The sequence below is a fragment of the Pontibacter ummariensis genome (genome assembly GCF_900188175.1).
GTDB lineage: Bacteria > Bacteroidota > Bacteroidia > Cytophagales > Hymenobacteraceae > Pontibacter > Pontibacter ummariensis.
This window is the reverse complement of the sequence record NZ_FZOQ01000032.1, coordinates 17,939-40,046: the sequence shown is the minus strand read 5'-3', so window position 1 is coordinate 40,046 and position 22,108 is coordinate 17,939. Positions and strand designations below refer to the sequence as shown.

Below are 22,108 nucleotides of genomic sequence, written 5' to 3'. Positions count from 1 at the left end.
CTGTGAGCCGGACCTTTTCTTTGCCTCACTGTCAAACTGTCCTTTAGTCTCCTTCCAAGTAAGTAGCAACCTGCCTGCCGTAAAGGGTTTCTTTTCTGTCTTCTGAAAGTAGCTTGTACAACGCTGCTGTAACTTCTTTGCCATACTGTTCTTTCTCCGCATTCAGAAGAAAAACACTAAGGTAAGACGTGTTGGGGTGCTGCCGGATAAACTCAGCCTTTTCCACATTTCCTCTCATCAGTAACTGAAAGTCCTGCTGGGTTGCAGGGCCGTTGATCGTCGCCTGAAACAGCCTGCCTTTTTCCCCTTCTACAAAAAAGTCATTGTTCTCAAGCCAGAGCATTGCTGCATCTGTTAGCCTGTGCTCTTTTACCGTAACGCCGTCTGACTTATAGACCGGACCTTTTAACCCTAGCATTGCCTGCAGCACTTTGTTCCTTAATTGTCCCCTGAACTCGAACCGCTCTTTCTTCACCCGGGCAGAGTCTAGCAGCGGGGTCTGATCAAACCGGTCCATGCTTGTCAGGTATATCCAGGTGCCATTCTCAACACCTTTTACAGTACCCCTGATCACATAAGTGCCCCATGATGCCATATGTTTTTTCCCTGCACAAAAGCTAAGGGTTATCAAGCAAATGAAGAGGATGGAAACTATAGGTTTGTTCATAAGCGGTATGTTCTGTTGTCAATGTTTTAGAAGACAGCGCTCGGCCCTTTTATTTGAGCATAACTATCTCAAATCTCATCTCTTTGTTCAGCGTATCCACAGGAGAGGTAATTGCCTTTTCTCTTGCAGGAAGCTGTTTCCAGTAGTCCGGCGAACGGCAAAGAAAAGTCCTGTCAAAGGAGTCTTTCACATGTTCCGGAACAGAGTAGGCCACTGCAAGCTTTTGATCCTGATACAAGTAGCTGGTGTAGCTGTTCTCATCCAGCCCATTAGATCTCACATAACTGTTAATAACCAGCTTTGCTAGTGGCAACTTCCAATCTTTCGCTATTTTATCTGATACGGTAGCAAGCAGAGAGGTGTACTCATTTACCTTTACCTGATCGTTACTTTTAAGCTCAGCCAGTAGCACAGGTAGTTTGCTCTCCTTCACTATGTTCATCGCTTTAGACAAACTTTCATCCGTTGCCCGGTCTATAGGGAGGCTTTCTGGATTACATGAGAAAAACATTACTGCCAGGCAGTAGACAACAAGATAGCTTAAGTTCTTTGTCATTTAAGGCAGGTTATGTTTATCCTTCTTTTATTCGACTGTTCATCCTCGTTTGCTCCTGATTACAGGAAAGTACTTACAGTAGAGGCAATAATCGCGATCGCGTATAAAATGATGAACCATCTAAAGAGCTTCTTTCTGTTAACAGCATGCTTCAAGAAGGGGTAAAATAGAAAGTACGCGAACCCAATAACTGCAAACAGTAGTATGATCGCTTTTGTCATGGTATTATAATCTAAAAAAGCTTGCAGTATTATGAAGGCCTTTCTACAAATATGTGCAGTTGTTTAGAGAGAGGCATTTTAGTTATTCTGTGCGTTCTTCATGGCCTTCTCACTTAGTTTAAATCGTGCTCTGGCAACTGAATCCAGTTCTCTACTCTTGTAGAACTTCAGGCACATCTCTATTGCTCTTTTACCTTCCATCCCCTCTGCAACACGTCCAACTCTTCTAATTGAATCTATGCGTATTTTGTCTCCCTCCAATTTAGCAAGATTGCTGATCGTTTGAGCTTCACTATACAAATAGTCAGGATAGCGGCAACTTACATCATCTAAGGTCTGATTACTCCCACTCTCTACACACTTGCAAAAGCTGCTTGTTTTAAAGTCTTCTACAAATGCGTCTTCCAACCTTTTCGATTCTACCTTACCGCTGGTAGTGGAAGTACAACTAACCAAAAATGATGTTAAATAAGATATCAGGGTTAAACGCTTCATTGATAATATTAATACTAAAAACTAGCGGCTAAACGCAGTCAACCAGTTTATCTGCATTACACAGTTTTAAAAAGCATACAGAGGCCCTTGAGCTTTTTACTGTACTAACCATTACACTTACTTTAGTATATACTTTAACTAATATAACACTTTTCTACAGACTAGCCAGTAAACTTCCTGATTTAGAGGGTATGGCAAGCTTTGATTAAGCTTTATAGTGTAATCAATCTCCAGCTAACGATTTAAAGCTGCTCTTGGTGACAGCAACATAAATAGACGGGAGCTTTTAAAAAGCTTTTCCTCTTTAAGCCTTTTAAAACAACACCGACACCTGCGTGCGGCCAGTATGCACGGCCCCTACCCCGTTGGCTTTGCGGCCATCGTAGTTAAGGGAAATGTTGAGGCCATTGCTCAGGCGCTGCTGCAGGTTGAGCGACCAGGTCATGTTGTTGCCGGGCCGCAGGGCGTTCAGGATCTCATAGCCCACATAGGAGTTCATGTCCCCGGTAAAGTCGATGTTCACGTATTTGATGTTGCCCGTGAAAGTACGCTTGCTTACCTGGCTCAGCTTTGCCTCCAGGCCCAGTTCATGAAAAGCGCCCTGCTGTTCTGCGTCGGACGGGGCCAGCATGTCCTGCCGTAGCGAGTATTGGTACTTTCCGGTAAAACGTAGCTTCATGTTGGGTTGGTAGGCCAGTTCCGGCGATAGTTCCCTGCTTTCGATCCTGAAGTTTTTAGAGCTCAGAAAATTAGATTTGTTTTCCCGCACGTTCAGCGCCAAATTCATTTGGGAGCTGAGCACCTCGTTCAGGTTCAGCCGCCCTACAAAGACGTGGCTCCCCACCAGGCGTGTCTCCGAGCCGTTGGCCAGCAAAGACTTCTGCTGGTTCTGCTGCAGGGTATACTCCAACCCATACTTCGGGTTGCTGCGATTATAGTACATTGTATGACGCAAGGACTTGACAAAGGAGATCAGAAACTGGTCCTCTATTTCCTGGCTGAAAGGATTAAAGCGCTGCTGTAGGTTGTCGTCTGTCGTTTTCTTATCAATGCTTAGAAAGGTGAGCATCGAGAAGTGAGACAGCTTTTCTTTCAGGCCTTTTTCTGCACGCCAGCTAACAGGGGTATTGCTGGTAAGCCGGTAGGTAAACCTGTTGGTATAAGCGTTGATGTACTCGTCTGTCGGCAAAAATATCTTGATATAACGCCGCTGGTCTACCGTCTGGGCCTCCAGGTAATCGTTCAGGTTAGCTGGGTTACCTTCATCCCGCAGGTAGTGGGTGCCTTGCCCCGGCAAAGTTTCCTGAAAAATGTAGATCCGCTTCAGCTCTCGGCCGGTGCCCGTGGCATAACTTAGCTCCGACTGAAAGCTACCGTCCAGGAAACCTGCATTCCAGTCTACCCGCGACTGTATGGTTTCCTCCTCGTCTCCCGTGGCTACCTCCAGCTTGCGGTAAGTGGCCTGCAAGGCCAGGTCGCTGTTTGCCCCCAGCGGGGTTTGCAGGATAGCATTGTAGGTCTGGCCTACCTCCGGCTGGTCCAGGTCTCCCCTGCCCGTCGGGCGCTTATCAGTACGGTGGCTGTAATCTAACCGGAAGCGGGTTCGGGTAGAGTCACCACTCTGGAGATACACCAGGTGCTCCTCGAAGTACATGGCCGAAGCCACTACCGAGTCCGAGCCAAGTGCCGTGATCCTGTTCTTATCAAAACGGTAGGTATAGCCCGGGGCTAGCTTGCCCAGCTTGTAGGCTAGGCCAAAGTCGCCCCTGTACCACTCCGATTCCCGCTCTCCCTGTTGGCTGCTGAGCACGAACAGGTGATTGCTAAAGGCCGCTTTGCCTACAGTCTTCACCAAGTCGAAGTAGTGCTGTACCCCATTCAGTTGACCTTCTCTGCGGCGGCTACTGATACGGTAGTTCAGCGCGTTTGCCGCATCCTGCACAGCTCCTACCGAAAAGTTGAGGATGTGGTCTTCTGCCGCCTCTGTGGTAGCCAAGCTCCAGTCGCGGTCAAACTCAATGGGCCGGTAGCGGTCAATGGGCGAGAAATACTCGTCGGTATACTCGTAATTGAGCGCGCTATTCAGCCTGTACTTCCCCATAAAGGCAAGCTCCCTGTCCTGTACCAGGTAACCTACCCGCAGGGCTTTGCCTTTGTCGTCGTCTGCGTCTAGGGAGGAAAAGCGGTTGATGTCGTTCTCTGATGCGGCTCCTTCTATAAAGAAACTCATGCCCTGCTGTAGCTCATAGCTCGTACCCAAAGTAATCAGTTGCTTCTTTTTAGGGGTAGGCAACACCCGCATAGGCGTGTAGTTTCCCTGTGGTACACCGTTTACAGGAGCTACCCACTTGTACACCCGGCCATTGGTGGCATTGTTCACCGCCACGTAGTCTCCCCGTTTAGCCCCTACCTCAGTAAAACTCACATTGTAAAAGGCAGAATCAGGACTTGTAGAGTGTACGTAGATGCTGGCATAACTTTGCCCGGCGTTATACATCGTGTCCCGCCTAGCATACAATACCTGGGCAGGATCAAAGGCTACGCTATCAGCACCAGCACTCACAGCTCTTTCCAGGTCGTCGCCGATTTGAGAAAGCAAGCGCTTCTCTTCGGTCTGCAGGTTTAGGTTGAGCAGGTTATTCCGGTTGTCTGACTCGTTATAGTAGTTAGCGAACACCTTCACTTTGCCCAGGGTCTGGTAATGGCTCAGGTTGTAAATGCCCCGGCTGTAGTTCTGGTCCGAGTACTCAAAGTCCACCTTAATGCGGGAGTTCTTCGTAATGACGTGCCGGGTGGTAAAGGTAATCTCTGCCTGGTTGTAATCGATCACATAATCGTAGTCATAGCCCCGCACCAGCAGCTTGCCGTCCAGAAACACCCTTTCTGAATTAGCCAACACAATGATAAAGCGCTCGTTGTTAGGTCCCCGTAAGCGGTAGGGCCCCAGCACTCCCTCGGCGGGCTGTATCGCCTGAGAGGCGAATTTGCCCTTCGACACAGAGGCTGCTACAGTCGTTACTCCCTGCCTGTCGGGCGTCTTGCCGAGGTTCGTCTCAAAGGCTGCTCCCTGCACGTTCTTGTAATACTTCAGAAAGTAGGAAGGCTTATTCTGCAGTACCACATCCCCTGCCGTCAGCTGCCATAAACGGTGGCGTAGCGTAATGTACACCTTGTCGAACTCCTGTAACTGCTGTGTGTTGCCCTCCGGCTGAAAAGGAATGTTCTGATCTGTAATTGCTGCCGTAATGCTGATATCATCGGTCAACTTGCCATCCAACTGCAGGTTTAGGGCCGAATTCACAAACACGTTCTGGGTATTCCCAAAAGAGATGCCCCGGGAGATGCTACCCGTCTTGTTCAGGCCGGGTGTCCGGAAGATCTCCTCGCGGGTAGCGATGTCCTCCTGGTAAAAACCGTCCCGGAAAGAGTTCATCTCCAGCTTGGCTATGTCTCGCCGGAAGGCGGGTTTTGTCAGGTTCAAGGGTAAGACCCGGAAGCAGACTAGCACCGAATCGCGCAGCGGGGCCATGGTGCCGAGCGAGTCGATGGCGATGGAATCGGGAGTTGGGAATTTGGTGAGGGTAAACTCGTTTAGCGTATAGTTGTAATCAAAGGCAAACTGTTCTTTTTTAGGATGATGCAGGGTTACAGAACTGGGTAAGAGGGTTAGCGTGTCCAGCCGTTGTGGATAGCTTATAACGGGCACCCACTTGCAGCGCTGGTTATTTGCCGGAGGCTGAGCCAGCAGCGGCAGGCTCAGCCAGCACAAGAGCAGCACCAGGTAAAAACGCTTCTTACGCATGACCGGCAAGCGGTAATGATATAAAAAACGTAGTTCCCTGTCCTTCTTCTGTCTCAAACCATATGCGACCACCTGCGTTTTCAATACCTCGCTTGGCTACGGCCAGGCCTATCCCTGAGCCAGTGTACTTTGTACTAAAATTCGGGATAAATACTTTGCCCCTGATATCCACGGGAATACCACTGCCGTTATCCTGAATCGAGATCAACACCGTTTTATCCGGCTGTAGTTCCAGCCCGATCTTTATGTGCGGCTTCCGGCTGGCCGGCACCGCCTGAATGGCATTTAAGAGGAGGTTGTTAAACGTCCGCACCATCAGGTTCTCATCCGCCTTTACCACTACTTCCTCCGCCTGTATGTCTTTTTCGATCACTGCCGCAGCCGGATCATTATGCAGGTCAGCTGCTTTTTGCAAGGCGGCCGAGATATCCATGAGCTCTGCCTTTGGTTCCGGCATAGAGGTAAAGCTAGAGAACGACGTTGCAATATCGCTCAGTATATTTATCTGAGAAATAAGCGTTTGGGAAATTTTGTCGATGAGTTGCTCTGTGTTAGGCCGCTTCTCTGCGATTGCCTTCTGCAGGTATTGCAGCGAGAGCTTCATCGGCGTCAGCGGGTTCTTAATCTCGTGGGCCACCTGCCGCGCCATCTCCCGCCAGGCTGCCTCTTTCTCCTGCATCGCCAGGTCCTGCTTGTTCTGCTCCAGCGTCAGCAGCATGCGGTTATACTCCTTTACCAGCATCCCGATCTCATCGGCCCCCTCATAGGCCAGCATCTCGTTCTTACCGGTCAGAGAGGTACGGTTCAGCTTGTCTGCCAGAATGCGCAGGGGCACGGTTAAAGCGCGGGAGGCAAAGAAGGTGAGTACCAGAAAGACGATGAACATCACCGTGAAGATGTTCATGGTAGTGGTCGTTAACTCTATCAGCTTCAGGTCCAGTTCTTTTTCCGAATCGAAGAACGGGATGCCAATAAAGCCTGCCAGGGCTGTAGGGTTGTTTTCGTAGCGGAGCGGCAGGTACACGGCGTTGAAGTTAAGGTTCCCGGCCTGCTCCTCCAGCAATACGCGCAGGGCCTGCCTCTCTGCTATGGCAGCGAATGCCTCCGGGTTAATCAGCTTAGACAACAGTCCGGCCTCAAAAATCAGGGGTTGGCTTGTTACCAGTAGCTTTCCCTTGCTATCGTACAGGTTAATGTCTGTCTCTGAGATAGAGGCAATCTCGCCGATACGTTCCTCCAGCCTTCGCTTATCCTCCAGCAAGCCATTTTGCAGCTGCTCCGCCAGGCTCTTCTGTATGGCCTCTCCCCGCTGCTCGTAGGTGCTCATCAGGTCCTTTTTATAAGAGGCCGTTACCAGGCTGGCTGTCGCTATACTGACCAGCAGCAAAGGCAGGATAATGCCGAAGTTCAGGAATATCTGGATCTTGGCACTAAAATCAGGGCTGAAGTCCTGGAGGCGCTGGCGCTGCACGGCCGTGTACAGGAGCCCTAACACCAGCATTCCTGCTATAAACGAAAGGAACAGGAAAGAAAAATTGGAAAGCAGCTCTTTTCCGCCATACTTCTCCGTGGTGATGATCAGCCGCTGGCCTTCGCCGTTCCGAACGCCAAAGTGGTGGTAGTTGCCCAAGTTAACCCCGTTGCGGTAAAGCTCTGACCGGCGCAACAGCCTGCGGTTAAAGTTAGTCGCATAATCGTACTCTCCTTCGCTATAGCGCAGCTTGCTATCCTCATAAATGGCATAACTGAGCATATCCGTTCTAAAAGGCTGCGCATAATTCTGATCTACCAACAGCTCCGGCACTACACTGTTTGGCAGCAGCCGCTTAAGGGTGAGCTGTAGTGCGATATACCCGTTTTGATACTCATGCACGGGCACCTCTATTAATTTCAGGTACACGCGGGCATTATAGCGCATGGGATCTTGCAGCAGGAAAAGTCCCTCATGTTCCGTCTGGGCCTGCGGGGTATTAAAGCGCCTGAGCAGTTCCTGTAAGGAGGCACTTGCTGTATCAGCTACTTCCAGAGCATTTCCCCGGCTATCGAAGAGCTGCACGTTTACCTCATACTTATCGAAGTAGCTGGGCAGGTACTGCTTTTTGATCTTCCGCTTAATGAAAGAGGCATCCACATAGGGGCCTTTCATTTTCATCTGAATCACCTCATCGCCAGCAATCCGACCTGCCACGTCTTCTGACATCAACAGGTACTCGGCCAGCACGTCATTCTCCTGCAGGATGTTAAAGGCAAACTTTTGCTTGTAGATCTTCAGCTCGCTGTGGTAATGGGCGTACAGCGACAAACCTCCCGTCAGCGAACTGACGATCACCACCAAAAAGAAGAACAGGAAAGTACGGTACCCCCAGCTGACAGCATTCTGGTTTTGTGCGGCAAAGATGATAATGAGCCAGAACAGAAAGCCAATCAGCACCAGAATAGCCAGGGGCTGCACTAAAAAGCTGGACAAGAGCAACAGAAAACCAGACAGCAAGACCAATTGCTTATAGGGAACTAACTTCTGCTCCCTCGCCACTAGTACCGACACGACTGTTGCCAGCATATAGGTAAAGATGCTAAGGGCAACCGTGTGAATGAACATGACACTATAAAGGGCTGCCTTATACCACGTGAAGTCCAGTGACCGACTCACGTCCAGTACCAGTGGACTGTTATGGTAAATGTTAAAGTAGAACTGGAAAAGCAGCAGCAGCAATAAGTAAAAGATCAGGATACAGCCCGTCTGTAGCTGACGGCTCTTGGACCTACTCAGTTCTTTTAACTGTGCTACCAGCCTGTTCTTTCTGAAAAGATAAAGTCCGCTCCAGGCAACTAAGGCGAGCAAGACCATATTTAGTAGCAGGTCGCCGATAGAAGGAGACAGGAAAGAAGCAGCGTAAAACCTGGGGTTGAAAAGATCTATCTCAAACAGTGCAAAAGGCAGGTTGAGCGCTAACAGCAACAAGCGCAGCAGGCCCAGCAACAAAAGTAAAAGCCCGATTGCTTTATTGTACTGTTCCTTGCCGGCAAGGTACCGGAAGAGCAGTATTACAAAGAAGATATAGAACAGAAGCCCCGCACAAAAGAGCACTAGCAGCAACACGCTCTCCGGTGCTTCCTGCCCACCACGGCGCATGTTTACGGCGAACAAGAAGTCACCCTGTTGTGTGTATACACGAGGATGAGCAGAGCTGGGATTCCAGTCCAGCTGCACATCCTGCTCCTCAAACACTTCATCTTTTAACTCCGGAGCGAGGTAGGTGTTACTGGTTTGGTAGTCGGCCAGCAGCGGAACGTAGACATCTATATCATAGCCCTGTGTCCTTTCCGGCACCACAATAAACGTCCCATACTCATTGCTAATGGCGGTGGGCCTGTTTCCGACCAACGTTTCGCCTAGCTCAGGCACAATCGTATGGTGAGACCAGAAGATAAGCTCCCCCTTTCTGTAAACAAAGGTAGGGTATTCTGTTTTTTTAAGAAGGGATGTAAAGGTTACGTCTGGCTTTTGCAGCTGCGCACCTATCGTGGCTGCTTCGTGGTGTGCCTTGTCGATGCACTGGTGCACCTTTTTAGTGATAGTGGCTATCTCTGAAGCCTGGTCTTGTCCTTCGTTTGCTCCAGGATAGTTATAATAGAGCGCAGCTGTGCCTAAAAAACACAGCAAAGCCAGCACTAACAAAGCAATAAAGGATATTTTCCTGTTCAAAACGAAGTAGTTTATCTACGAATTTAAGCAAAACGGCAGATAAAACTATAGGTTCAAGAATCGTGCAATTGTTTGCTGAAGCGGGAATTGTATGTAACGCCGGCAAAAAAATACAGCATGAGAATGCGAGCGTAACGGAAAAGTAGCGGGGTTAGGGTAATAATGATACCGGCTACCACTGAAAGGTATACCCAGACAGGAGGGTCATTTGCCAGGTAGTACAGCATGACGCCTACCGTCAGGACGATGCCGACAGAGATACCGTAGCTGATGTACATGGCTCCCCAGAAGAATCCCACCTCTACCTAATAGTGAAAATTACATACGGGGCAGCTTTGGTGCATATGATCAAACTTCCCAAGGTTCAGCGCAGAGTGGGTAAATACCTCCCCCCTACGGCACCTGGGGCAACGGCAGGAGAGAATAGCTCCTGCCATAGAAGGTTTGCTCATGCTTTTTTACGGCTATATTTATACCATAAAAAGCCGACAGCCCCGATTAACACATACGGGACAGCCATCAGGTATAAAATACCCGTGTTTAGCCCCTGCCCTACTTCCGAAGCAGGCTCCTGACTTCCTTTCCCTGTCCCAACGTTAGACTCTACCGTGGCGCGACACATTGCGCACTGGCTGTAGGCATCTGTAACGACAAAAGACAAGGCAAACACTAGCCCTGCAAGCGCTATGATTTTATTTACTTTCAGTCTCATTGCTATTACGAATTAGTAGTTCTGCGTATTAACTATAATACGGAGAGATCATCAGATAAACCAGTACTCCGGTAACCGCTACATAAAGCCAGACCGGGAAAGTCCACTTCGAAATCCGCTTATGGCGATCCAACTGGTTTGAGATGCCATAGTAAACAGACAACAGTACTAAAGGCACAATTACGACTGCCAACACAATATGCGTTAACAGGATAAAGTAATAAATGTACTTTAAGGCTCCATCACCGCCATACACGGTACGTTCTCCTAAAAAGTGGTAGGTAACATAAGAAACCAGGAAAATGGCAGACAGTCCAAACGCAGCGAGCATCGCGCCCCTGTGCCCCTTTACATTTTGCTTCTTAATGTTATAGTACCCAATGAGTAGCGCGATAGCTGTTAACGAGTTAAGAATGGCATGGAATCCAGGCAGATAAGAAACATCCACCTGGCTGTCTCCAGCCTTTGGCATAAAGAACAGTACGGCCACCACTATCGGGATCAGTACTGATAAAACGGCTATTAGCGTCAGGAACTTCTTATCATTCGCGGTCGCAGCCTGTTTGTTATTCGCTTTTACTGTATTCATCCAGCAATACTCTAATCTCTGTAACTAACCGATCCACGTCGGCAGGGTCTGTGCCTTCATAGATTCCCCTTACGTTCCTGTCCTTATCCACAAGCATAAACTTTTCGCTGTGGATAAAGTCCTGCTGCCCCTCTACCTGTTGCACTGGCAAGTAAAAGCCTTTCTTAGCCAGCTGATAGATGCTGTCTCTTTCCCCTGTCAGGAAATACCATTTATCTTCCTTCGCCCCATACTGCGCAGCATAGTTCTGCAACACTTCAACGGAGTCATGCTCAGGGTTTACTGTGATGGAAACAATCTTCACCTCCGGGTAGTTCTCAAATGCCTCCTGTACCCTTACTAGCTGCGAAGACATCTTTTTACAGATGCCCGGGCAAGTGGCAAAGAAGAAATCGGCAACATAGATTTTTCCGGAAAGGTCTTCGGCGGTGAAAGTTTCGCCTTTCTGCGAGGTAAGCTGGAAATCCGGCACTTGATGAAAGACCGTGTCTCCTGCAGTGGAGAAAACAACCTCTCCCGACTCATCTGTTTTTGGGAAATAGGTCTTGAGGGAGAAGTGGTGCTCGCCAAACAAACTGACGAAGGCAAAAATAAGAATAGGCACTAATAATAGGGTTCCTAGTATTAGTGCCTTTACTTTACTCATTATAAGTGTATTTAATTATTAAAGTAATTTGTTACTGATTCAAAGTAGTAACTACCTTCTGATATCAGCGCAACCATTAACCACACAATGAGCGCCAGCGGTAACATGATCGACCAAATCAAGGCTTTTGTCTCATGCTTTAGGTGCATAAAGTACGCTACAATAAAGTAAGCCTTAAAAATTGTTAGAATGATAAAGATCGTGTTACGCATAGTACCCGCTTCCATTGCGAAAGCGAATACGAACTCCAGCGCGGTAAGCGCTACTAGTATTCCAAACGTCTTCCAGATCGCTTTAGTCTGTGGCTCTGGAATATTGTTTGTCTGCTCGAAGTCGTTATCTGAATGATGATGTGCCATAATGCTCAAATATCTTTTTACTACAAATCCTATTATTTAATACTATAACACGACCTGTAGGTTATTGGATCTCTTATTAAACCAGGTAGAAGAATGTGAAAACGAATACCCAAACAAGATCTACAAAGTGCCAGTAAAGGCCTACTTTTTCAACCATCTCATAATGTCCACGCTTGTGGTACACCCCGTTCACGGTGTTGATGAAGATCATGATCAACAGCACAACCCCAGAGAACACGTGTGTGCCGTGGAAACCTGTGATAAAGAAGAACAGGTCAGCAAACAAAGGCGGTCCATACTGGTTTATGGTCAGGTTTGCGCCAAAGATTCTGGTACCGTCAGACAGCAGCATGCCCTCTTCTGTACCAGAGATAAAGTGCGCCCACTCCCATGCCTGGCAACCCAAGAAAATAGATCCAAAAAGAATAGTCCAAAGCAACCACTTCTGCACGTCATTTTTGTCCATTCTATGTCCGGCCTCTACAGCCAGTACCATCGTCACGGAGCTAAGAATCAGAATCATGGTCATCAAGGCCACGAACGCCAGCGGAAGATCTACACCATGAAAGCCAGGGAAAGCGTTAAACACCTTCTCCGGAATTGGCCACCATTGCTGTGAGAATGCAAAAGCCTCCGGCTCACCTGTATAAGGTAAGTGTCTGTGGCGTGATAAACCGTAGACGATAAGAAAAGCACCAAAGGTAAAAGCATCAGAGAGCAGGAAGAACCACATCATGAGTTTACCATAGCTCGCTTTCAATGGCTCATTACCACCATCCCATGTACCTGACTTAGGTGCTTCCAGCGTAGTTGAAGTAGACATAGTTTATGTATTGAAAAACGTGTTTAGTGATTTATTCTTAAGAAGATGTACAAATATAGCCAAAGTCCACCTAAAAAGTGCCAGTATAGCGTGCACAAATATATACGCAGCATATTTTTTGAGTGAACCTTATACTTCAAGGCACTGCTAACGGTCATCAGCACAAATATGAGCCCTGTTATCAGGTGAAAGCCATGCACTCCAGTCAACACATACAGGAACGAGCCGGAAGGGTTGCTTTCGCTTCCTCCGAAATACACGTTGTGCTGTACGAGATCGCCCCAGGCATTCCACTGCCCCACCAGAAAAGCAACTCCTAGCCCTACAGTCAGCAACAACATCGTCTTCAGTGTGGCGATGTTGTTCTTTCTGGCCGAGTTATACGCCCACTGCATGGTCACACTGCTCAACAGGATAACCAGGGTGTTTATCAGAAGTACATTCGGGAGATCGAACTCCAGCCAGTTTCCTTCTTCTCTTCGTACAATGTAAGCGCTCGTAAAAGCTGCAAACATCATAATAATACTTATAATTATCAACCACAGCGAAAACTTTAGCGGGTGAACTCCGGAGGTTGCATTGTCCTCTTTAAAAGACGGATTAGTCATTGCCATATTATTTATCATTGCAATACCATTAAATTTTATCTAACACAAAAGCAATCTGCACAATAGGTAAATACAAAAAAGAGCCAAACATAATGCTCATAGCAGCCTTTTTGGAGCAGGTGCGCATGAGGTAAAACGTTTGCGCCAAAAATAGCACACCACAAACGACGGCTATCATTGCTGAGGTAATCCCTGTCATACCGAACTGCAAAGGCAGCATGCTCAAAGGGATCAGCATTAGCGTGTAGATCATGATCTGTATAGCCGTTTTCAGGTTTTTACCTCCTTCCATCGGCAGCATTTTAAACCCGGCTTTTTTATAGTCATCATCCAGCACCCAGGCAATTGCCCAGAAATGCGGAAACTGCCAGATAAATTGTATCCCAAAAAGGATCCAGGCCTCTGGTCCTAAGGCACCTGTGGCGGCAACCCATCCAATTAGCGGGGGCATGCCTCCTGGTATAGCACCAATGAACACACATATCGGGCTGATTCGTTTCAAAGGCGTATAAACGAAGCCGTACAGGATAAGCGACAACAGCGACAGGGCTGCTGTAAGTAAATTAAAATAGAAACCAAGTATCGCTAAGCCTGCCATTCCTAACAACACACAGAACACGGCTGCTTCCGCTACGGATAGTTCTCCTGTTGGCAGAGGTCTTTTAGCGGTCCGCTTCATTTGCTTGTCCAGGTCCCGCTCGATGATCTGATTGATGATATTGGCAGAACCCGTTACCAAAAGACCACCTAACATTACTAACGCAATATTCAGGTAAGAAGCACCCGGGAACCCCAGGATGTAGCCGATGGCACTGGAAAAAGCTACGGTAAAGCTTAGTCTAAACTTCAGGAGTTGAAAATATGCTTTTGCTTTTTGTGCCATGGAAGAAGCAGGCAGTAACGATGCAGTTTCTTGAGCTAACATTATCGGTGAACTACTACTGACTTTTGAGTTGCCCCGCGAGAGGCGTAATAATTAACAATTAACAACTGGAACTGGACTCCGAAGAGTAACGAGGCGCAAGTGAGGTGTATGGGCTGTAGAACCGGTGGAATAGCAAAATAGACCATTATCACGCCGGCTATCACCTCTACTAGAACTAACACCAACATCAGGTGGGTAAGTTTAGTTAAAGTTGTATTTTTTACCTGGTATATTTTGTAGGCCACATACCCGTGCAGGGCCAGCACCAATATCGAGAAAGAGCGGTGGATATAGAAGTTGGTCCCGAGTTTATCTACCCATAAGGCCCGGTTCTCACCTCCCATCATATAGGCTATAAGGTCTACCTCTTCCCTAACTTGTGTTCCTAACAAGATCTGCCCGAACGTTATCAGGGCCAATACCCATAGCCAAACGTTTACCTGTGGAGATGCGGCTCTCTGCCCTTCCAGGTCCTCTTTATGTGCTCGGGCTACAGCATACTGCAGCATCGCCACAATAACCAGCGCCAGCGCCATGTGCACTGTTATGGTTACCGGGAGAAGATTGGTAGAAACGACAATGGATCCTAACCACCCCTGCACGCCTACCAGTACAAAACTGGCGAGTGCCAGGTAGAAAACAAGGGGATCCCGCTTCAGGTAAGGAACGGCAAACACAACCGTCAGAAAAATAAAAATACCTATCAGTACACCTACTAAGCGATTTAAGTACTCGATCCAGGTTTTCGTGACGTTAAACTCTGTTTCGATGTACTGGCTGGGGTGAGAAAAAATGGTGGAAGCAAGCTCTTCAAAACCAAGTTTGTCGAGGTAGGCTGCCAGTTTTTCGTTTTTCTCTATTCGCTTTTGTTTGTATACCGTTAGGTAATCTTCTGGTAGTTGGCTAACATCAGTCGGAGGAACCCAACTTCCGAAACACTTGGGCCAGTCAGGGCATCCCATGCCTGACCCCGTGCTTCTGACAATTCCTCCGACTAATATTAGGAAGTATACAGCTAGTACTGTAAGTAATCCAATATTTCTAAATCTTTTATACTGAAAAGATTTGCTAGCCATTAATATGTTACTCTAGGTCTCTCTCCTGAGGCAGGTTAGAAGACTGCGTCTGAGAGAAAGGTACTGTTTGTGGAATATAATCTTCAGCAGCACCTGGCTTACTGTAGTCATATGGCCATCTGTATACTGTTGGAAGCGGTCCTGGCCAGTTGCCATGTCCTGGCAGTACCGGTGTTGTCCACTCCAAAGTGTTAGAATGCCAAGGGTTAGCAGTAGATCTGCGACCTCTGAAGATGCTGTAAATGAAGTTGAACAGGAAGATAAACTGTGCAGTAAAGCCGAGGATAGCAGCAATACTGATGAAGGTGTTCATATCTGTAAAGAAGTTGAACGTCTCAAAACCAGTCCAGGCATAGTATCTTCTTGGGAAACCGGCAATACCTAAGTAGTGCATTGGCATAAACACCAGGTAAACCGATACAAAGGTTAACCAGAAATGTACATAACCCAGTTTCTCATCCATCAGGCGTCCGAACATCTTCGGGAACCAGTGATAAACACCGGCAAACATACCAAAGAAGGCCGCCGCACCCATTACTAAGTGGAAGTGTGCTACTACAAAGTAGGTATCGTGCAGATAGATATCCAGGGCGGAGTTACCGAGAATAATACCCGTTAAACCACCGGAGATAAACAAGGACACGAAGCCGATAGCAAACATCATAGCGGCCGTAAACCTGATGTTACCTCTCCACAAGGTTGCGATCCAGTTAAACACTTTCACGGCAGAAGGTACCGCAATAATCAGCGTCAGGAACATAAAGACAGAGCCCAGGAAAGGGTTCATACCTGATACGAACATGTGGTGCGCCCACACGACGAAAGACAGTACAGAGATACCGATCAGGGAACCGATCATCGCTCTGTAACCGAAGATCGGCTTTCTTGCGTTTGTTGTGATTACTTCAGATACGATACCGAAGGCAGGCATAATTACGATATACACCTCTGGGTGGCCCAGGAACCAGAACAAGTGCTGGAACAGAATAGGAGAACCACCAGTGTTAGACAGCGCAGCACCACCGATAAAGATATCAGACAGGTAGAAGCTAGTACCAAAGCTACGGTCGAAGATCAACAGCAAAGCAGCTGAGAAAAGAACCGGGAATGCTAGCAGACCCAGGATAGCTGTCAGGAAGAAAGCCCACACGGTAAGCGGAAGCTTCGTCATAGACATACCCTTTGTTCTCAGGTTGATCACGGTCGTGATATAGTTCACACCGCCCAGCAACTGCGATACAATGAACAGGGCCATGCTAATGAGCCACATTGTCATACCGCCTTTTGAACCTTCAATTGCCTGTGGCAAGGCGCTCAGCGGAGGATAAACGGTCCATCCACCTGCGGCAGGGCCTGACTCCAGGAACAGGGAAACAAACAGAACAATGCTCGACAGGAAGAAAATCCAGTAAGAGAGCATGTTCATGAAGCCAGAGGCCATGTCCCTGGCCCCGATCTGGAGCGGAATCAGGAAGTTAGCGAAGGTACCACTCAGACCGGCTGTCAGCACGAAGAACACCATGATGGTACCGTGCATGGTCACAAGCGCCAGGTAGAACTCCGGGTTAAGCTTACCATTTACGATCCAGCCGCCCAGAATGGGCTCCAGGAAAGTAAAAGTCGCCTCTGGCCATCCCAACTGTAATCTAAAAAGGATAGAGAGAAAACCACCGATGAAAGCCCAGGCAATACCAGTAATCAGGAACTGCTTGCCAATTACTTTATGGTCCTGGCTAAAGATGTACTTCTCGAAAAAGTTCTGATCATGGTGGTGATCATGCTCTTCATGCGGATGATGTACATCCTGATTGATAGAGATATCTGTACTAGACATAGTCGATCTTATTTAATACTATAATGCTGTCTTTACTTCTTCCGCTTTGTCCCCTGAACCATTCTTAGCCACTAATTCCTTTGCAGGAGTTGTTTCTGCTTTCGTCAGGATTTCAGGGTGCTCTTCTACGAACGGAACCTGCTCAGCTACCCATGCTTCGTAATCCTCCGGCTCATCCACTACAATGATGAAACGCATTGCGAAGTGACCGCGACCACAAACCTCAGCACAAGCCAGCTCATACTTGAAATCAGGGTTGCCCGTCTCATTCTGCATTTCGTAAGTTGTCTTGGTCGGAACAAACCAGAATTTTGTTGGCATTCCTGGTACTGCGTCCATTTTAAGACGGAAGTGAGGCATAAAGACACTGTGGATTACATCCTGTGCTCTGATCTTCAGCAAAACGGGTTTTCCCTTTGGCACGTGGATCTCACGCGGCATAAAGTCATCCAGCGCATACTGATCACTGAAGTCTACCCCCATTTGGTTCGTCGCATCAACTAAAGGGATCTTAGCATCACCCAACACACCATCCGGACCAGGATAGCGCACCATCCAGCTGAACTGCTTACCCATCACCTCAATCACTACTGCATCTTCAGGAGAAGCACTCGTGATCTTCGTCCAGGTTTTCCAGCCGGCGAACACCAACAGGGCCATTACTACTGCTGGAATCATTGTCCATACAATTTCCAGCTTGTTGTTATGCGGATAGTAATACGCCTTCTTGTCGTCCTGGTGCTTGTACTTATAAGAATACCAGAACAACAGGATTTGCGTAATGACAAACACTACTCCAATGATGATCATGGTTGTCCAGAACAGGCTGTCAGTCCAGTCTCCATGAACGGAAGCAAGCGGCTGGTTCATTTCTTGCCAAGAATCGGCAAAGGACCATGCAAAAGCTGCGCCTCCCACTAATAGGAAAAGTAAGAGAAGCGTACTGTTTATTTTGTTACTTGTTTTTGTTGTTCCTACAGCTCTCTGTGATGATCCTCTAAATATTGAGACCAGGGTTCCTATCCTGAAAAGCAGGAACAGGATAGTTAAGAGTAGGACAACGGATAAACCTATGGCGAACGATATCATTATTTAACGCTTTTAGTATATTCTCTAAACATGATGGTGTACACTCTCCTCCAGGAACGGGTGGTTTACAGGAACCAAGGCAGCTTTCGTTAAGCCTTTTGTGAACATAAGTAAGAACACTCCCAGGAAGACCAGCGCTGTACCAATTTCCATTAAGCCAACACTTGCTTCACCACGCAATGTACCCGGCATAATCATCAGGTAGAAGTCGAACCAATGGCCGATCAGGATAGCTATCGTAACAATCTTTAGCATGATCATCTGACGCTTCGCATCTCTCGTCATCAGAACAAGGAAAGGGAAGAAAAAGTTGATAAACAGGTTACCGAAAAATATCCAGTTGAAATCATATCCCCGTGCGTTTGTTCGCTCGATAAAATAGATCGCTTCTTCCGGAATGTTGGCGTACCAGTACAGCATAAACTGTGAGAACCAGATGTATGTCCAGAAAATAGAGAAAGCAAAGCAAAACTTTCCTAAGTCATGCAAGTGGTTTGCATTCACCATTTTCAAGTAGCCATTCTGCTTCAGGAAAATTACTGCAAGTGTAACTGCTGCAAGACCAGAAACCCACCAGCTTGAGAACACGTACCAGCCGAACATGGTAGAGAACCAGTGCGTGTCAATAGACAGCACCCAATCCCATGCTGCTGTCGAAGAAGTAACTCCAAACACTACCAGGAACACCGCTGAGATACGGATATTCTTGTGGTAATAATCTGTTCCTCCCTCCAAGTCCTCTTTTACTGAGTTCTTTCTTAACCAGGTAGCTAAACCTATCCATAGCGCGAAGTAAGCAACCATGCGGATGAGAAAGAACACCGTATTCAGATAAGGTCTTTTTCCTGCAATGATCGGGTCATATCGTGGATCATCGATCTCATACAGGTATTCGTGTGTCCAGTGGAAAATGGTATGCGAACCGAACAAGAAAACCAGCAGCATAATTACGCCACCAACCGGCAGGAAATATCCTAAAGCTTCCGGTACTCTTTTAATAAGAGTATACCACCCAGAATAGGTTACGTAATTCACAGCAACGAAGAATACCCCGATAAGCGCAATCCCCGTGAAGTAAACGTTATTCAGCCATAGGTTCACCCACAGTCTGTCGAGCCAAGTTGCCGCATGTTCTACAGCAGCTTGTTCTCCGCCTTCTGCATGATGCTCTCCTCCCCCGCCTGTGGCCATTAAAATGATTCCTGCTATAAGTAAAACTACACCTACAGCTATCATTAAGAAAAACTTATTATTCGTTTTTCTGGAAATGATGAGTCTTTCTTCTGTCATTATCCTTTTTAAATTATGCCTTAGACTTAGTTATTAGGAGACTGTTGTTCCGGCTGAGTGAGCTCCTGGTCCGGGTTTTCCTCATCCAATCCTGGGTTAGGAGTTCCTGTTACCGGATTATCTGTAATGGACTCTCCAGCTGCTTCATTTTCGGCTTCAGATCCTGCTATTACCGGGATTTCAGTTGAGCCTTGCTGCAACAGCTGCACGTACATTACTATTTTCCATCGCTCTGTAGGGTCTACCTGTGAGCCATGTGGCATCATACGGCCTCTACCATAGGTGATCACGTGGAAAATGTGACCTGCAGGAAGCGTTGCTACCCGGCCTGCTGAGTAAGAAGGTACACCTTTGAACTTAACGCCTACTAAACCTTGTCCGTCACCTGCCTCACCATGGCAGGGAGAACAGAAGCGTGTATACAAGACTTTGCCTTGTTTGATGTTTTCTTCTGTATAAGGAAGCGGGTTCGTTAACTCTACCCCTGCTACTTCAGCTGTATCTGTCGTCAGGTACAGGTTATAGCCTTCTTTACCTCTAGGAACTGTTCCCCTTGCTGGATGACGCATTGTCATACCACCGGGATTAAACGCTACCTCATCAACCTGAGAGTAAGGCTGGTAGGAAACAGAGTGGTACATGTCCGGCGCATATTCCACACCCGGATCTTCCACGTTTGTACAGGCAAAAAGAACTGCAGCAGAAAAAAGGATAGCAGAACCTTGTAAGCCTAGTTTTGTGAGTCTTTTCATTACTTTACTACCTCCTTCTCGTTTACTTCTACTGCACCATTAGAACGAAGCAGGTTATTTAGTGCTGTCATATCTGTTACACCTTCTTTCACTTCGATCGCCATCACAAATTTGTCGTCTGTTGAGCGCTTGTCGAACACGTTCACCTTCATGGAAGGCTTCAGGTTAGTGACAATAAAAAAGGTGATCACCATACCAAACGCGGCGCAAAGTACTGTTAACTCGAAGGTAACAGGAATGAATGAAGGCAACGCAATGTGCGGTTTACCACCAATGATCATGGGCCAGTCAAAGCCCAGCATCCAGATCTGCATCCACAAAGCGAAGCATGTTCCGAACAAGCCGCAGAAGAAAGCCACGATTGGCAGTCTTGAACGTTTGATACCTAACACATCGTCGATGCCGTGTATCGGGTAAGGAGAAAACACCTCATAAATTTTTGTACCGGCAGCCCGTACGTTCTCGATGGCTGTTAAAAGCACATCTTCATCATCGTATATACCTAGAACAAATTTCTTATTCATTGTTGTGACGTGTATTAGTATTCAATTCCTTTTCTGTGGCATGCATGGTTTTAGTATGCGAGTGCGTTACGCCAGAAGACGACTTCAGAATAGCTTTCACCTCGGCCATGTTCACTACAGGGAAATACTTAGCAAACAGGAAGAACAGGGTGAAGAACAAACCGAAAGTACCTACATACACGCCCACATCTATCGCTGTTGGAGAGAACATGGCCCAGGATGAAGGCAGGTAGTCTCTGTGCAGGGAGGTTACGATGATCACAAATCGCTCGAACCACATACCGATGTTCACGAAAATCGAGATGATGAAGGTTGCGGTTAAGCTTCTTCTGATTTTTCTGATCCAGAACAGCTGCGGCGTAATCACGTTACACGTCATCATAGACCAGTACGCCCACCAGTATGGACCGAAAGCACGGTTGATGAAGGTATACTGCTCGTACTCTACTTGCGAATACCAGGCGATAAAGAACTCTGTGATATAGGCAATACCTACAATAGAGCCGGTCGTGATGATCACTTTGTTCATCGATTCGACATGCTCTATTGTAATATAGTCTTCCAGCTTATACACTTTGCGGGTAATGATCATCAGCGTCAACACCATCGCAAAGCCTGAGAAGATCGCACCAGCCACAAAGTAAGGCGGGAAGATAGTCGTGTGCCATCCTGGAATAACGGACGTTGCAAAGTCCATCGATACGATCGTGTGTACAGAAAGTACAAGTGGCGTAGCTACACCGGCCAAAATCAGCGACACGGTCTCATAACGAGACCAAGCCTTGGCAGAGCCAGTCCAACCGAATGAAAGTAAGGCATATGCTCTTTTAGCGATAGGGCCAGTAGCACGGTCTCTGATTGTTGCAAAGTCCGGGATCAGACCAATATACCAGAACACCAGCGATACGGAGAAATAGGTTGAGATTGCAAACACGTCCCAGAGAAGCGGAGAGTTAAAGTTAACCCAAAGCGAACCGAATGTGTTTGGTAAAGGAAGTACCCAGTAAGCCAACCAAGGACGCCCCATGTGAAGAACAGGGAACATAGCCGCACAGATAACGGCGAAGATCGTCATCGCCTCGGCTGCACGGTTAATGGAACTGCGCCACTTCTGGCGGAACAGAAGCAAAACGGCAGAGATAAGTGTACCGGCGTGACCGATACCAACCCACCACACGAAGTTGGTGATGTCCCATGCCCATCCTACTGTTTTGTTGAGGCCCCACTCCCCGATACCATACCATAAAGTACGGTATACAGAGTAGGCGAAAATTGCCAGGCCCACCAGCGAAATAGCAAGAGCCGTAGCCCAACGTATGTTGGGCTTGGCCTCCACCTGCCTCGAGACATCTTCGGTGATGTCGTGGTATGTTTTCCCCCCCGTTACAAGAGGCTCTCTTATCGGAGATACATGCTGCATAACGCTATCGAAAT

The 22,108-nt window shown here is 47.5% G+C and carries 20 protein-coding genes; all 20 read right to left on the bottom strand.

What is annotated here, in order from left to right:
- Nucleotides 1-43: 43 nt before the first annotated feature.
- Nucleotides 44-595 (bottom strand): DUF4369 domain-containing protein, encoded by a 552-nt coding sequence (locus CHB92_RS22850; RefSeq protein WP_179223136.1) that lies wholly within the window; start codon nucleotides 593-595, stop codon nucleotides 44-46.
- A 121-nt stretch (nucleotides 596-716) separates the two neighbouring features.
- The gene (locus CHB92_RS22845; RefSeq protein ID WP_106219221.1) at nucleotides 717-1,109 is read right to left on the bottom strand and encodes a hypothetical protein; all 393 of its coding nucleotides are present in this window, start codon (nucleotides 1,107-1,109) and stop codon (nucleotides 717-719) included.
- 413 nt (nucleotides 1,110-1,522) lie between these two features.
- Nucleotides 1,523-1,852 carry a hypothetical protein gene (locus CHB92_RS22840; protein WP_144266373.1) on the bottom strand — a complete coding sequence of 110 codons (330 nt, stop codon included), beginning with the start codon at nucleotides 1,850-1,852 and terminating at the stop codon, nucleotides 1,523-1,525.
- A gap of 400 nt (nucleotides 1,853-2,252) precedes the next feature.
- Nucleotides 2,253-5,741, bottom strand: coding sequence for a hypothetical protein (locus CHB92_RS22835; RefSeq protein WP_089321559.1), 3,489 nt, complete (start codon nucleotides 5,739-5,741; stop codon nucleotides 2,253-2,255).
- Nucleotides 5,734-9,447 carry a sensor histidine kinase gene (locus CHB92_RS22830; protein ID WP_245842841.1) on the bottom strand — a complete coding sequence of 1,238 codons (3,714 nt, stop codon included), beginning with the start codon at nucleotides 9,445-9,447 and terminating at the stop codon, nucleotides 5,734-5,736. The genes CHB92_RS22835 and CHB92_RS22830 overlap by 8 nt, the downstream gene beginning before the upstream one ends.
- A gap of 53 nt (nucleotides 9,448-9,500) precedes the next feature.
- Nucleotides 9,501-9,746 carry a DUF983 domain-containing protein gene (locus CHB92_RS22825; RefSeq protein WP_245842839.1) on the bottom strand — a complete coding sequence of 82 codons (246 nt, stop codon included), beginning with the start codon at nucleotides 9,744-9,746 and terminating at the stop codon, nucleotides 9,501-9,503.
- A 149-nt stretch (nucleotides 9,747-9,895) separates the two neighbouring features.
- The gene (locus CHB92_RS22820) at nucleotides 9,896-10,159 is read right to left on the bottom strand and encodes a hypothetical protein (RefSeq protein WP_089321558.1); all 264 of its coding nucleotides are present in this window, start codon (nucleotides 10,157-10,159) and stop codon (nucleotides 9,896-9,898) included.
- 28 nt (nucleotides 10,160-10,187) lie between these two features.
- A complete protein-coding gene (locus CHB92_RS22815; protein ID WP_089321557.1) occupies nucleotides 10,188-10,748 on the bottom strand; it encodes a DUF420 domain-containing protein in 561 nt (186 codons plus the stop codon).
- The gene (locus tag CHB92_RS22810) at nucleotides 10,726-11,394 is read right to left on the bottom strand and encodes an SCO family protein (protein WP_089321556.1); all 669 of its coding nucleotides are present in this window, start codon (nucleotides 11,392-11,394) and stop codon (nucleotides 10,726-10,728) included. Before CHB92_RS22810 ends, CHB92_RS22815 begins: the two co-directional genes overlap by 23 nt.
- Nucleotides 11,395-11,405: 11 nt before the next feature.
- On the bottom strand, nucleotides 11,406-11,753 hold the full coding sequence (locus tag CHB92_RS22805; protein WP_089321555.1) for a cytochrome C oxidase subunit IV family protein: 348 nt from the start codon (nucleotides 11,751-11,753) through the stop codon (nucleotides 11,406-11,408).
- 76 nt (nucleotides 11,754-11,829) lie between these two features.
- Nucleotides 11,830-12,576, bottom strand: a complete 747-nt coding sequence (locus CHB92_RS22800; RefSeq protein WP_089321554.1) for a cytochrome c oxidase subunit 3 — start codon at nucleotides 12,574-12,576, stop codon at nucleotides 11,830-11,832.
- 23 nt (nucleotides 12,577-12,599) lie between these two features.
- Nucleotides 12,600-13,190, bottom strand: a complete 591-nt coding sequence (locus tag CHB92_RS22795; protein ID WP_089321553.1) for a cytochrome c oxidase subunit 3 — start codon at nucleotides 13,188-13,190, stop codon at nucleotides 12,600-12,602.
- 22 nt (nucleotides 13,191-13,212) lie between these two features.
- Nucleotides 13,213-14,067: a heme o synthase gene (cyoE, locus tag CHB92_RS22790; protein ID WP_245842837.1), complete on the bottom strand. Its 855-nt coding sequence runs from the start codon at nucleotides 14,065-14,067 to the stop codon at nucleotides 13,213-13,215.
- Nucleotides 14,068-14,108: 41 nt separating this feature from the next.
- Nucleotides 14,109-15,185: a COX15/CtaA family protein gene (locus CHB92_RS22785; protein WP_089321551.1), complete on the bottom strand. Its 1,077-nt coding sequence runs from the start codon at nucleotides 15,183-15,185 to the stop codon at nucleotides 14,109-14,111.
- Nucleotides 15,186-15,192: 7 nt separating this feature from the next.
- Complete coding sequence (locus tag CHB92_RS22780; protein WP_089321550.1) at nucleotides 15,193-17,019, bottom strand: cytochrome c oxidase subunit I; 1,827 nt, start codon at nucleotides 17,017-17,019, stop codon at nucleotides 15,193-15,195.
- An 18-nt stretch (nucleotides 17,020-17,037) separates the two neighbouring features.
- Nucleotides 17,038-17,889 (bottom strand): cytochrome c oxidase subunit II, encoded by an 852-nt coding sequence (locus CHB92_RS22775; protein ID WP_308701873.1) that lies wholly within the window; start codon nucleotides 17,887-17,889, stop codon nucleotides 17,038-17,040.
- Nucleotides 17,890-18,132: 243 nt separating this feature from the next.
- Nucleotides 18,133-19,398, bottom strand: a complete 1,266-nt coding sequence (locus CHB92_RS22770) for a quinol:cytochrome C oxidoreductase (RefSeq protein WP_089321548.1) — start codon at nucleotides 19,396-19,398, stop codon at nucleotides 18,133-18,135.
- 26 nt (nucleotides 19,399-19,424) lie between these two features.
- On the bottom strand, nucleotides 19,425-20,150 hold the full coding sequence (locus CHB92_RS22765) for a c-type cytochrome (RefSeq protein ID WP_089321547.1): 726 nt from the start codon (nucleotides 20,148-20,150) through the stop codon (nucleotides 19,425-19,427).
- Nucleotides 20,150-20,674 (bottom strand): DUF3341 domain-containing protein, encoded by a 525-nt coding sequence (locus tag CHB92_RS22760; protein ID WP_089321546.1) that lies wholly within the window; start codon nucleotides 20,672-20,674, stop codon nucleotides 20,150-20,152. The genes CHB92_RS22765 and CHB92_RS22760 overlap by 1 nt, the downstream gene beginning before the upstream one ends.
- Nucleotides 20,667-22,094, bottom strand: coding sequence for an NrfD/PsrC family molybdoenzyme membrane anchor subunit (gene nrfD, locus CHB92_RS22755; protein WP_089321545.1), 1,428 nt, complete (start codon nucleotides 22,092-22,094; stop codon nucleotides 20,667-20,669). The genes CHB92_RS22760 and nrfD overlap by 8 nt, the downstream gene beginning before the upstream one ends.
- Nucleotides 22,095-22,108: the final 14 nt, after the last annotated feature.